The following is a 12,870-nucleotide window of genomic DNA, read 5'->3' on the forward strand; positions in this document are numbered from 1 at the left end:
GGCCAGCTGTCGCGTGTTCGCGCGCGAGCGCGCTTCCCACAGGGGCATCCGGCCGGAGGGACGGATGCTCCCGCCTTGCTGGCGGGAGCATCCTGAGGCCTTACTTCGCGCGCCTGGGGGCCGTCTTGCGGGCGGTGGCGGTCTTACTGGCGACCATCTTCTTCGCTGGCGCCTTCTTCGCGGCCGTCTTCTTCGCGGAGACCTTCCTGGTCGCCGGCTTCCGAGCGGCGGCCTTCTTCGGCGCCGCCGCCTTCTTCGCCGTCGCACGACCACCGCTCTTCTTCGCCGCGGCGCGCCTGGACGGGGCGCCCTCGGACGTCTTCTCGGCCGACGACGCTTCCGCCTTCGGTTTGGCCGTCCGTCGCGTATTCAGTTCCGCGGCGGAGTTCAGCGGACGCCACGAACGTCCGCCCAGCGCCAGCAGCGTATCGGCGGACGCCGGACCGGCGCTGCCCGAGGCATAGTTCGGGAAGTCGGCCGGCGTACGCTGCGCCCAGTCGTCGAGGATCGGCTGCACGGCGCGCCAGCACGCCTCGACCATGTCGGCACGCTGGAACAGCGTGGCGTCGCCGGTCATGCAATCGTAGAGCAGCGTTTCATAGCCGACGTTCGGCTCGGCGCGGAACCAGTCGGCGTACTTGAAGTCCATGCGCACCGGCGCGAGCTCCACGCGCGGGCCGGGGCGCTTCACGTCGAACTGCAGCGAGATGCCTTCGTCCGGCTGGATCTGCAGCACCAGCCAGTCGGGACCGAACGCGTCCATGCCGGTGCCGCGGAACGGGGCGAACGGCGCGGACTTGAAGCGGATCGCGATCTCCGTCGTGCGGCGCCCCATGTGCTTGCCGGTGCGCAGGTAGAACGGCACGCCCGACCAGCGCCACGTATCGATCGAGAGCTTCATCGCCACGAAGGTCTCGGTGACCGAGTCCGCCGCCACGTTGGGCTCGTCGCGGTACGAGATGGCGAGCTCGCCGTTGACCGCGCCGGGACCGTACTGGCCGCGGACGGCATCCTCGGGCTGGATCGGCCGGATCGCCTCGATGGTCTCGGCCTTGCGCGTGCGGACGGCTTCGGCGTCGAACGAGGTCGGCGGCTCCATGGCGACCATCGCCAGCAGCTGGAACAGATGGTTGGGCACCATGTCGCGCAGCGCGCCGGTCTGCTCGTAGAACGAACCGCGGCGCTCGACGCCCACGGTTTCCGCCACGGTGATCTGCACGTGGTCGATGCGGTCGCGGTTCCAGATCGGCTCGAACAGGCCGTTGGCGAACCGGAACGCCATGATGTTCTGCACCGTTTCCTTGCCCAGGAAATGGTCGATGCGATAGATCTGGTCTTCGCGCAGGACCTTCAGGATGCGCTCGTTCAGCGCGTGGGCCGAGGCGAGGTCGTGGCCGAACGGCTTCTCGATGATCACGCGGCGCCAGAAGTCGCCATCGTGACCGCCGTCGTCGACGAGGCCGGCATCGCGCAGCTTCTCGATGACGTCGCCGAAGAAGCGCTCCGGCGTGGCGAGGTAGAACAGGACGTTGCCCTTCGTGCCGCGCTTGCGTTCGGCCTCGCGCAGTTTGACGCCGAGGCTCTGGAACGCGGACAGGTCGTCGAAGTCGCCGGCGTGATACGTCATCTGGCCGCTCAGCCAGCCCCAGGCCTCCTCGTCGAGCTTGCCGCCGGAATTGCCGACGAAGCGCTCGAGCGACGTGCGCAGGCTGCTGCGCCAGGCGTTGTCGGTCATCTTGCCGTGGTTGAAGCCGATGACGTTGAAGTTGTCGGACAGCAGTCCGGTGCGGCGCATGTTGTAGAGCGCGGGAACGACGAGGCGACTGGTCAGGTCGCCGGCGGCGCCGAAAATCACGACGGTACACGGGTCGGCCGGATGAGCGCGGGACGTGGCGCGCTTCGGTTGGGCTTGGCTCATGCACGGACTCCTTGGGGATCGATGGCTTCGGGGGTGGCGTGGCTATCCGCCGTCGCGCTGTAACCGTGCGCGAGGGAGAAAGCGGCATTAACCAACGCCACATGCGAAAAGGCTTGGGGGAAATTGCCCAGCAGCCGCTTCGAACGGGGATCGTACTCCTCCGCGAGCAGTCCGAGGTCGTTCGACAAGCCGATCAGGCGGACGAACAGTTCGCGCGCTTCGTCGAGCCGGCCGAGCAGCACGTAATTTTCCACGAGCCAGAAACTGCACGGGAGGAATTCGCCCTCGCCCGGAGGCAGCCCGTCGACGCCGCTGCGGGTGTCGTAGCGACGCACGAAACCCTGCACGAGAAGGTCCTCCTCGATCGCGCGGACGGTGGCGGCGATGCGGGGATCGTCGGGGGGAAGGAAATCGGTGAGCGTGACCAGCAGGAGGCTCGCGTCCAGCTCCTTCGATCCGTACGACTGCGTGAAGCAGCCACGCTCGGGGTCGACGCCCCTGGCCAGGATGTCCGCGCGGATCTCGTCCGCGACGGCCCGCCACCGATAGGTGAACGCCGGATCGCGACCGTGCCTGTCCTGTTCGGCGGCACGCTGGAAGGCGAGCCAGGCCATGACCTTGGAATGGACGAAGTGACGCGGCTCGCCGCGAATCTCCCAGATGCCTTCATCCGGCTCGCGCCAGATCCGCTCCAGGTGTTCGAGGAACACGGCCTGTACCTCGTCGGCCTCGGGCTGCAGGGTGACGCCGTGGCGGATCGCGTGCGCGAAGGCGCCCACCAGTTCGCCATAGATGTCGAGCTGGAACTGCATGGACGCGGCGTTGCCGATGCGCACCGGCTTCGCGCCCTCGTAGCCCGCCAGCCAGGGCACCTCGAACTCCTCGAGGCGACGCTCGCCGGCCAGGCCGTAGAGCACCTGCAACTGGTCGGGCGAGCCGGCGACCGCGCGCCGGACCCAGTCGCGCCATGCGCTGGCCTCGTCGTGGTAACCGGCGTTCACCAGCGCGGACAGCACGAACGTGGCGTCGCGCGCCCAGCAATAGCGATAGTCCCAGTTGCGCTGTCCGCCCAGCTGCTCGGGCAGCGACGTGGTCGGTGCGGCGACGATGCCGCCCGTCGGGAGATAGCTCAGGCCCTTGAGCACCACCAGCGAGCGGCGCACGATGTCGCTCCACTCGCCCGAGTCGTTGCAGCGGCCGGACCAGCGCTCCCAGAACGCGAGCGAATCCCGTAGCGCGACATGCGCGTCGGTCGCGGGAGGCGGCGGCAGGTGCGACGGCCCCCAGGCGAGCGCGAACGGAACGGTCTCGCCTTCGCGGACGGCGAACCGCGCGACACTCTGCATGCCCTCCCCTTCCAGCGCGACCGGGCTGCGCACCACCAGCAGATCGGGGCCGGCGACCGCGGTCATCGTCTCCTCGTCGAGACGCTTCACCCAGGGCACCGCGTTGCCGTAGTCGAACCGGATGGTGAGGACGGCGTCGAAGTCCACGCATCCCTCGATACCCTCGACGATGCGGATGATGCCCACCTGCTCGCCCTCGAACGGCATGAAGTCGACGACGCGCGCACGGCCCGTCGTCGTGGTCCACACCGTCTCCAGGACGAGGCTGCCGTCGATGTATCGCCGCGTGTTCGTCGCCCCTGCGTCGGCCGGCGCGATGCGCCAGCGACCGTTCGCGTCCTCGCCGATCAGGGCGGAGAAGCAGGAGGCCGAATCGAAACGAGGCAGACACGCCCAGTCGATCGAACCGTTCCGCGCCACGAGTGCCGCGCTGCGGCAGTTACCAAGCATCGCGTAGTCTTCGATCCGGGATGCCATGCCGTCCTCACTGTGCCGATTGCCATCCTGCGAACGGTAGCCTCGGCCGTGTTACAGGGACGTATCGACGGATGGCGCTTCTTGCTCCCGCTTGGACGGGTCTGCGGCTCGTTCGAGGCACAGACCGGACGTCAGTGCGCGGACGCCTGCTCCCGCTTCGGCTGCACGGCTTCGAACATGCTGCGCGCCAGTTCCTGTTCGCCGTAGATCACCTCGCTGGCGCCAAGGCCGGAGAGGTGCCCGACGCAATCGGGCGAATGCGCGCGGGCGACGATGGGAAGGTCCGGACGCAACGCGCGCGCCGCGCGCACCACCTGCCCGCCCTCGAAGGGATCGGGCACGGCGACGATCAGGGCGCGGGCGCCGGCGATGTTCGCTTCCGCCAGCACGGGCGCGGACGCCGCGTTGCCGATGACGAGCTCGACGTCGCCGCGCTCGCGCAGATCGCGCACGGCGTCCTCGTCGGTCTCGATGACCAGCGTGCGCGCCCCCGTCGCCTGCAGCTCGGCGAGCACGCGACGGCCGACCCGGCCATGCCCGACCAGCACGGTATGACCCGCGATGGCATCGGGGTGATCGTCCGGCGCGTCGGCGTCGTGCTTCGCGATCCAGCGATCGAGCGCGGCGAACAGCAGCGGATTGATGAGGATCGACACGATGGCGGCGGCGAGCAGGATGTCGCGGCCCTGCTCGCTGAGCAGGCCGAGCGATACGCCGAGACCGGCGAGGATGAACGAGAATTCGCCGATCTGCGCGAGACTCGTGGCGATGGTGAGGGCGGTCTTCGTCGGGCGGCCGAAGAGTCGCACGATGGCGAACGCGGCGACCGACTTGCCGACGACGATGATCAGGCACGCGGCGAGCACCACCCACGGACGATCGACCAGGATGTGCGGGTTGAACAGCATGCCGATGGAGACGAAGAACAGCACCGCGAACGCGTCGCGCAGGGGCAGCGTTTCCTCGGCCGCGCGCTGCGAGAGCTTCGATTCGCCCATCATCATGCCGGCGAAGAAGGCGCCCAGTTCGAACGAGACGTCGAACAGGTGCGCGGCACCGAAGGCGACACCGAGCGCGATGGCGAGCACGGCGAGCCGGAACAACTCGCGCGAGCCGCTGGCCGACACGGCCTGCAGCATCCACGGGATGAGCCGCTTGCCGACGATGAGCATCAGCGCGACGAAGCCGACGACCTTGCCGACCGTGAGCGCGACCGTGCGGAACAGCTCGCCCATGTCGGGGGCGGCGGCGCCGTCGCCCGCGCCGAGGAAGCCGCCGATCGCCGGCAGCAGGACGAGCGCGAGCACCATCGCGAGATCCTCGACGATGAGCCAGCCGACCGCGATGCGGCCCCGATCGCTGTCGAGCAGGCGGCGCTCTTCCATCGCGCGGAGCAGCACGACGGTGCTGGCCACCGACAGCGCGAGGCCGAACACGAAGCCCTCCGCCACCGGCCAGCCGAGGCCCCAGGCGAGCAGCATGCCGAGGCCCGTCGCGACGGCCATCTGCACGGCGGCGCCCGGGATGGAGATCGCCTTGACGGCGAGGAGGTCCTTAAGCGAGAAGTGCAGACCCACGCCGAACATCAGCAGGATCACGCCGAGGTCGGCGAGCTCCTGCGCGATGCCCGCGTCCGCCACGTAGCCGGGCGTGAACGGACCGGCGACCACGCCGGCGACGAGGTAGCCCGCCAGCACCGGAAGCCGCAGCCGGTGCGCGATGGCGCCGAAGAAGAAGGCGAGGACGAGACCACCGACGATGGTGGCGATGAGTGGCGTGGCGTCGTGCATGGGCGGCTCCCCGAGTCGTCGTTGGCCGCGGGAGGACCGCGGCATGCACCCTCGTCTCGTCACGTCGAAAGTGCGAACGTATCGAATGGGGTCGTCCATGAAGCATTGGGGACGACCCGGCCCGCATGCAACCTTCAGCGAGCTAAATTCTCAATGTTTTCCGGCATTTTCAGAATAGCCTCAAACCACAGGCACGTCAGCCCGCCGCCGTGAGCACCGCGAGGAAGTCCTTTCCGTAACGCTTGAGCTTGTTCTCGCCCACACCGCTGATCGATGCCAGTTCGTCTTCGTTGGCCGGCAGCGCGCGGAGCATCGCGAGCAGGGTCGCGTCGTGGAAGATCACGTACGCCGGCACGCCATGCTGCCGTGCGAGTTCGGCGCGGACGCGGCGCAGTTCGTTCCAGAGCGGCTGCTCGATTTCCTCGATGCCCAGCGACGCGCCGGCGGTGGCGGGGCCCGCGCGGCCCGGCGTGCGCCGACCCTTGGCCGGCCTCGCGTCCTCGCGCAGCGACACGCGGCGCTCGCCCTTGAGCACGGGTCCGCTCGCCGCGGACAGGCGCAGCGTGCCGTAGCCTTCGGGATCGGCCTCGATCAGCCCCGCCGCGAGCAGCTGGCGGAAAACGGAACGCCATTGCGTCGCGTCCGAGTCCGCGCCGATGCCGAACACGCTGAGCTTGTCGTGGCCCAGCTCACGGACGCGCTCGCTGGCGTCGCCGCGCAGGATGTCGATCAGGTGGCCCGCGCCGTAACGCTGCCCGCTGCGATAGATGCACGACATCGCCTTCTGCGCGGCGACGGTGGCATCCCACGTCTTCGGCGGCACCAGGCAGTTGTCGCAGTTGCCGCACGGCTCCGGATAGGTCTCGGCGAACGCTTCGAGCAGGAGCTGGCGCCGGCAACGCGTGGCTTCGGCGTAGCCGAGCAACGAATCGAGCTTCAGTCGCTCGATGCGCTTGCGGTCGTCGCCGGCCTCCGACTGCGCGATCATCTGGCTCATCGTGACCACGTCGCCGAGGCCGTAGATCATCCAGGCTTCGGCGGGCAGACCGTCGCGGCCCGCGCGACCGGTTTCCTGATAGTAGCCCTCCATGCTGCGCGGCAGATCGAGGTGCGCCACGAAGCGGACGTCGGGCTTGTCGATGCCCATGCCGAACGCGACCGTCGCGACCATCACGACGCCGTCCTCGCGCAGGAAACGCTGCTGGTGCCGCGTGCGCACCTCGGCGTCGAGCCCCGCGTGGTACGGCAGCGCCTCGACACCCGCTTCCGCGAGCCAGGCCGCGGTCTCGTCGACCTTCCGCCGGCTCAGGCAATAGACGATGCCGGCTTCGCCGCGGTGCGCGTCGAGGAAATCGACGAGCTGACGCCGCGCGTTCTGGCGCGGCGCCACGCGGTAGCGGATGTTGGGGCGATCGAAGCTGGAGACGAACCGGCGTGCGTCGTGCAGGCCGAGCCGCTCGACGATCTCCTCGCGCGTGCGGTCGTCGGCCGTCGCGGTGAGCGCGATGCGCGGGACCTCGGGAAACCTCTCGTGGAGCAAGGCGAGCCCACGGTACTCCGGACGGAAATCGTGGCCCCACTGCGACACGCAGTGCGCCTCGTCGATGGCGAACAGCGCGATGGGAATGCGGTCGAGCAGCGCGAGGAACCGGCCGGTGAGCAATCGCTCGGGCGCCACGTAGAGCAGGTCGAGGTCGCCGGCCAGCAGGAGGTCCTCGACCTCGCGCTGCGTGACCGCGTCGAGGCTGGAGTTGAGGTACCTCGCCCGCACGCCGGCCTCGGTGAGGGCGTCCACCTGATCCTGCATCAGCGCGATCAGCGGCGACACGACGATGCCGGTGCCATGACGCATCAGCGCGGGGATCTGGAAGCACAGCGACTTGCCGCCGCCGGTGGGCATCAGGACGAGGGCATCCTCGCCCGCGGCGACCGCCTCGACGATGGCCTGCTGCTGGCCGCGAAAACCGGGATAGCCGAAAACGGAGTGGAGGAGGTCGAGAGCCTGGGACTGCATCCACGCATGCTAACAAACCGACGCCCTGCCCCGGCAGCGAGACGACAGCTGAACGGGGTGTAGGCCTACACCGATTTGCGACGAAGGTTGTTTTCTTCTGGGCGCCATCGGCAGCTAATGGAGCCGGGCACGTCGCCCGCACACAACGCGTTTGACATCCTTCAAGAGGGGGGGATCTCATGAACAGAGCGCTTGCCATCGTCGCCCTGCTGGGCGGCATCGTCGCGATCGCGCCGGCCGCGGAGGCCGACAGCGGTCGCATCGCCTTCCATGGCGCGATCGTCGAGCCCGCCTGCGCCGTCCGCGACATGCGGCTGGACTGCCCACGGTCGCGCGAGGCCGCCGCGCAGGTCGTCGCCTTCGACGGCGACGCTGCAAACGGGCGACTTCAAGCGGAACTGTTCGACTACGCGCGGGCCCGCGATCCGGACCGCGCGTGGCGGCTACTCGAAGTCACCTGGCGCTGAACATCAGGTCGGGAAACCCCAGATCGCGCGGTCGAGGTCGTGGTCGAGGCCGAACGCGCTCATGGGCACCCGGCCGTCCTTCACCACGACGCCTTCGGCCTTGAGCCGGCGGCACTGCTCGCGGTATCCCGCCGTGCCGGGCGGGATGCCGATCTTCCCGTCGGCACGAAGCACCCGGTGCCACGGCAGGTCCAGCCGGTTCGGCGCGTCACCCAGCACCCGCCCGATCAGCCGTGCGCGTCCCGGATAGCCCGCGCGCGCCGCTATCGCACCGTAGCTCGCCACCCGACCGCGCGGGATCGCGGCGACCGCCTCGATGATCCGTTTCGCCCGGAGCGCGCGGGCCTCGTCGTCGTCGATGTCGTCAACCATGGCGGTTTCGTGCATGTCGGCTGGAAGCTGGGAGCGTACCATCGTGGTCCCGACGACGGACCCGTGGACGGTCATGCGACATTTCGAGGCGATTCGCTCCCACGTAGGCGCCATTCACCGGCTGCGCCAGAACGAGCCCTACCTCATCAGCTTCGACCTTGAACTGCCCGACGGGCGGCACCAGGGCATCTATCTGGCCGAACTCGAGGACGGCGACGGGCAGCGCTTCCTGCGGCTGTCGACGCCCATCGGCCCTCTCGCCGGCGTGGACGCGCGCCGCTGCCTGCGCTTCAACTGGGAACAGCGCACCGGCTATCTCGCGGAGGCCGATCTGGACGGATCGCCCTACCTGCACCTGTGCGAGAACCGCCCCTACGACTACCTCGACGAGAACGAGCTGGCCCGCCTCATCGAAGAACTGGGCGCCACGGGCGACCAACTCGAGCAAGTGGTCAACGGCGAAGCCGACGCGCTCTAGGCGCGTGAACGCCTGCCCCGTCAGAAGAGCAGGCGGCCCAGCTTGACCAGGCCGTAGCCGATGCCTGCGGTGATCGGCAGCGTCAGGATCCAGGCCCAGACCATGCGCTCCACCACCGACCAGCGGATGGCGTTGAAGCGCTTGGCCGCGCCGACACCCATGATCGAGGCCGAGACGTTGTGGGTCGTCGACACCGGCACGCCGAGCATCGAGGCGGTGAGGATCACGGCGGCCGAGCTGCCCTCCGCGGCGAAGCCGTTGATCGGATGCAGCTTGACCATCTTGTGGCCGAGCGTCTTGATGATGCGCCAGCCGCCGCCCGCCGTGCCGCCTGCCATGGTCAGCGCGCAGACGACCTTCACCCAGACCGGGATCGGGAAGCCGCCGGCCGCCGCCGGGTCGTGCGGGATGCGCAGGAAGTGCAGGAACGCGGGAAGGTGGTCGAACTGGCCTGCGGCGGTCGCGCCCGCCAGCGCCAGGGCGATGATGCCCATGCTCTTCTGCGCATCGTTCATGCCGTGGGACAGGCCCATCGCGCTGGCCGACAGGATCTGCGCCTTGCCGAAGAAGCTGTTGACGAACGGCGTGCGCCCGAAGCGGCGCAGCGGCCCCTTCTGGCTGGAGAAGAAGCCCAGCAACGCGTAGAGCCCGCCCATGATGACGAAGCCGATGACGAAGCCGAGGAAGGGCGAGACGATCATCGGCACGATGACCTTGGGCACGACGCCCTTGCCAAGCCACCAGTGCTCGCCGCCCTGCCACCAGATGATGGAGTGGAAATTGCCGTCGGCGGCCGCCAGCGCGGCGCCGCAAAGGCCACCGACCAGCGCGTGGCTGGAGCTGGACGGCAGGCCCATCCACCACGTGATGAGGTTCCAGATGGTTGCGCCGAGCAACGCGCTGATCAGCAGGTGCGAACCGACCTCCACGACGCCGGTGTCGATCAGGCCCGAGGCGATGGTGGCCGCGACCGCCGTGCCCCAGAGGGCGCCGGCGAGGTTGGTGACGGCCGCCAGGAGGACCGCCTGGCCGGGCGTGAGTACCTTGGTGGCGACCACGGTGGCGATCGAGTTCGCCGTGTCGTGGAAACCATTGATGTACGTGAACGCGAGTGCGATCAGGACGACCGCGAGGACCATGCTCATGGGACGCCCGCCGTCAGGAGTTCTTGAGCACGATGGAATAGACGACGTTGCCCACGTCGCGGCACTTGTCGACGGCCTTCTCGACCAGCTCGAAGAGATCCTTCGCGAGGATCGCCTTCAGCGGATCGGAGTTCTCGGCGTAGAGCGTGCGGTACGGATCGAGCAGGAGGCGATCGGCCTCCGATTCCAGGGCCTGCAGCTGGTCGCGGAGCTTCTTGACCGGGTCGATCTTCAGGCCGTGGCGGAGCTGCCCGATCATGTCGACGACGACGTCGGCCGAGCGCTCCAGCAGCGCGGCGCGCTGGCTGAAGTCGATGCCCTGCAGGCGCTCGGCGACGATCACGTAGCGCTCGGCGAACTTCTCGATGGTCTTCGGGATCTTGTACAGCGCGGAGTTCAGCGCCTCGATGTCCTCGCGGTCCAGCGCGGTCACGAACGTGTTCACCAGTTCCTCGCCGATCTGCCCGTGCAGGGCCTTCTCGCGGGCGCGGGCCGTGCTGAAGGCCGCCATCACCGGCGTGCGGTCGGTCTTGGTCACCAGTTCGTGCATGGCCCGGGCGCTTTCGCGGGCGGCCTCGGCGCTCGCCTCGAGCAGGCCATAGAACTTGTCGCCCTTACCGAAGATCGTCTGGAGTGAAAACATGGGGTCGCCTGGGGGAACTTGGGGGATTTGTGACGCCAATGTTACCGGACTGGCCGGGCGCATGGGTTTCGGCCCACGCGTTCCGGCCGAATCCGCCTGCCGACGGGGAACGTCCACGACCGCGCGAGGCCATCTGCTATATAAGCGCCCGATGCTCAGCGAACTCCTCCTTCTTTTCGTCCTGTCCCTCGGCAACGCGTTCTTCGCCCTGTCCGAGATGTCCGTGGTCGCCTCGCGCAAGAGCCGCCTGAAGCAGCTGGCCCGCGACAGCCGCCGCGCGCGCGTCGCCCTGCAGCTGGCCGAAGCCCCCGAGCACTTCCTGTCCACGGTGCAGGTAGGCATGACCCTGATCATCCTCGTCACGGGCGCCGTGGCGGGCGACCGGCTGGGCGAGCATTTCGCGGAGATCGTGCACGGCGACGCCCCCGCCTGGTTCGAACCCTGGTCGCGCGCGCTCGGCTGGCTGGTGGGCTTCCTGCTCATGTCGCTGGTGCAGATCGTGATCGGCGAGCTCGTGCCCAAGCGCGCGGCCCTGTCCGCCCCCGAGAAGATCGCCTGCCAGATCGCGATGCCGATGCTGGTCGTGTCGCGGATCACGCTGCCGATGGTATGGCTGCTCAACCACCTGTCGACCGGCATCCTGCGCGTGTTTCGCCTGAACCGCGCGGCCGCGGCCGCCGCCACGGAAGAGGAGATCCGCCTCCTCGTGGCCGAGAGCGCCGAGCAGGGGATCCTCGACAGCGACGAGCGCAACATGGTCAACCGCGTGCTGCGCCTCGGCGACCGGACCGTCGGCTCCGTGATGACCCCGCGCATGAAGATCGCCTGGCTCGACCAGGCCGCGACGCGCGAGGACAACCTCGAGGTGCTCCGGCAGACGCAGTTCTCGCGCTACCCCGTGTATCGCCGCGACGAGAGCGAGGTGATCGGCACGGTGGAGGTCAAGTCGCTGATCGGCTCGCTCGAACGCGGACCGGTGGACCTCTTCGCCCACGTCGCCCGCCCCCTGTTCGTGCCGGCGACGGCGCGCGCCCTCGACCTGCTCGAGGCGTTCCGGGACGCGGACACGCAGTTGGCGCTCGCCGTCGACGAGTACGGCGACATCGAGGGACTGGTCACGCTGAACGACCTGCTGACGGCCGTCGTCGGCGCCACCGCGCCCGCGGCCGACGATGTCGCCCACGAAGGCCCCATCGTCCGCCGCGACGACGGCAGCTGGCTGATCGACGGCGGCCTGCCCGCCGACGACCTGCGCGAACTCCTCCAGCTCGACCGGCTGCCGAACGAGGAGGAGCACGATTTCCGCACGGTGGCCGGCATGATCACCACGCACTTCGGGCATATCCCGCGCGCCGGGGAGTCGTTCGTCTGGCAGGGCAACCGCTTCGAAGTGGTCGACATGGACGGGGCGCGCATCGACAAGGTGCTGGTGAGCAGCGTCGGCACCGACGAGGTCGCCGCCGCCACGGAATGAACCGGATCGATTCAATGCCGGTTCAAGCCCGTGCGGCGACAGTCGGACCATGACGCCCAAGGAACCCCGGGAAGACAAGACCGCCGCCCTGCTCAGGGCGGCACTGCTGTCCACGCCGGGCGAGCGCATCACCGTCGAACAGCTGCTGGAGCCGTTGCGCCGCCGCGCGTTCGGATTCCTCCTCCTGCTGCTGGCCATCCCCAACTTCATCCCCGTGCCGCTGGGCATCGGCGGCGTCATGGGCGTGCTGGTGATCGCCCTCGGCGTCGAGATGCTGATCGGCCTCGAACATCCCTGGATCCCGGGCTTCCTGCGCCGGCGGACGATGTCGCGCGAGGGGCTGCTGCGCTTCCTCGACCGCATCGCGCCCGTCACGCGCCGGCTCGAGCGCATCTGCAAGCCGCGCGTGCAGCGGCTCACGCGGCGCCCGTTCACCTTCGTGTCGGGCGCGATCATGATCCTCGTCGGCATCCTGCTGGCGCTGCCGATTCCCTTCACGAACTACGTCTTCGGCGCCATGCTCATCGCGTTCGCCTTCGCGCTGGTCGAGCGCGACGGTGTGCTGCTGCTCGCGGTGTGGATCACGACCGTCGCGATGGTCGTCGCCTCGGCCACCTTCAGCCGCGCGCTGGTGCAGCTCTTCCGCGACATGTTCTGAGCAGGGGGCCGTTGGAGCGGACCTGGCCGCGATGCCTTCGAAGCGGTGAGCCACAGGACCTGCCGCTCCTCGCGAAAAGCTGTCGCGG

General features: G+C 68.8%; 11 protein-coding genes. 4 read left to right on the plus strand and 7 right to left on the minus strand.

Features of this window, described 5'->3' with window-relative positions; all coding sequences use genetic code 11:
• Positions 1–100: 100 nt before the first annotated feature.
• The 4 genes from zwf to recQ form a co-directional block, all read right to left on the minus strand.
• Complete coding sequence (zwf, locus tag BMW54_RS10050) at positions 101–1,918, minus strand: glucose-6-phosphate dehydrogenase (protein ID WP_090055064.1); 1,818 nt, start codon at positions 1,916–1,918, stop codon at positions 101–103.
• Complete coding sequence (locus BMW54_RS10055) at positions 1,915–3,741, minus strand: glycoside hydrolase family 15 protein (RefSeq protein ID WP_090055066.1); 1,827 nt, start codon at positions 3,739–3,741, stop codon at positions 1,915–1,917. Before BMW54_RS10055 ends, zwf begins: the two co-directional genes overlap by 4 nt.
• A gap of 131 nt (positions 3,742–3,872) precedes the next feature.
• Positions 3,873–5,531, minus strand: a complete 1,659-nt coding sequence (ybaL, locus tag BMW54_RS10060) for a YbaL family putative K(+) efflux transporter (RefSeq protein WP_090055068.1) — start codon at positions 5,529–5,531, stop codon at positions 3,873–3,875.
• Between the two features lie 196 nt (positions 5,532–5,727).
• Entirely contained in the window at positions 5,728–7,545 is a 1,818-nt protein-coding gene (recQ, locus tag BMW54_RS10065) for a DNA helicase RecQ (protein ID WP_090055070.1), read from the minus strand.
• 179 nt (positions 7,546–7,724) lie between these two features.
• Between recQ and BMW54_RS10070 the strand changes: the two genes are divergently transcribed.
• Positions 7,725–8,012, plus strand: coding sequence for a type 1 fimbrial protein (locus tag BMW54_RS10070; protein ID WP_090055072.1), 288 nt, complete (start codon positions 7,725–7,727; stop codon positions 8,010–8,012).
• 3 nt (positions 8,013–8,015) lie between these two features.
• On the opposite strand, the gene BMW54_RS10075 is transcribed toward BMW54_RS10070, so the two are convergent.
• The gene (locus BMW54_RS10075; RefSeq protein ID WP_090055900.1) at positions 8,016–8,384 is read right to left on the minus strand and encodes an MGMT family protein; all 369 of its coding nucleotides are present in this window, start codon (positions 8,382–8,384) and stop codon (positions 8,016–8,018) included.
• A gap of 73 nt (positions 8,385–8,457) precedes the next feature.
• Between BMW54_RS10075 and BMW54_RS10080 the strand changes: the two genes are divergently transcribed.
• A complete protein-coding gene (locus tag BMW54_RS10080; RefSeq protein ID WP_090055074.1) occupies positions 8,458–8,862 on the plus strand; it encodes a hypothetical protein in 405 nt (134 codons plus the stop codon).
• A 20-nt stretch (positions 8,863–8,882) separates the two neighbouring features.
• Here BMW54_RS10080 and BMW54_RS10085 read toward each other — a convergent pair whose 3' ends face one another.
• A complete protein-coding gene (locus BMW54_RS10085; protein WP_090055076.1) occupies positions 8,883–10,007 on the minus strand; it encodes an inorganic phosphate transporter in 1,125 nt (374 codons plus the stop codon).
• Between the two features lie 13 nt (positions 10,008–10,020).
• On the minus strand, positions 10,021–10,650 hold the full coding sequence (locus BMW54_RS10090; RefSeq protein WP_090055078.1) for a DUF47 domain-containing protein: 630 nt from the start codon (positions 10,648–10,650) through the stop codon (positions 10,021–10,023).
• A 151-nt stretch (positions 10,651–10,801) separates the two neighbouring features.
• Here BMW54_RS10090 and BMW54_RS10095 point away from each other — a divergent pair, with 151 nt between their 5' ends.
• Both BMW54_RS10095 and BMW54_RS10100 read left to right on the plus strand, forming a co-directional pair.
• A complete protein-coding gene (locus tag BMW54_RS10095; RefSeq protein ID WP_090055080.1) occupies positions 10,802–12,124 on the plus strand; it encodes a hemolysin family protein in 1,323 nt (440 codons plus the stop codon).
• Positions 12,125–12,173: 49 nt separating this feature from the next.
• Positions 12,174–12,782, plus strand: a complete 609-nt coding sequence (locus tag BMW54_RS10100; protein ID WP_090055081.1) for an exopolysaccharide biosynthesis protein — start codon at positions 12,174–12,176, stop codon at positions 12,780–12,782.
• Positions 12,783–12,870: the final 88 nt, after the last annotated feature.

The sequence above is a fragment of the Luteibacter sp. 329MFSha genome (assembly GCF_900111665.1).
Classification (GTDB): domain Bacteria; phylum Pseudomonadota; class Gammaproteobacteria; order Xanthomonadales; family Rhodanobacteraceae; genus Luteibacter.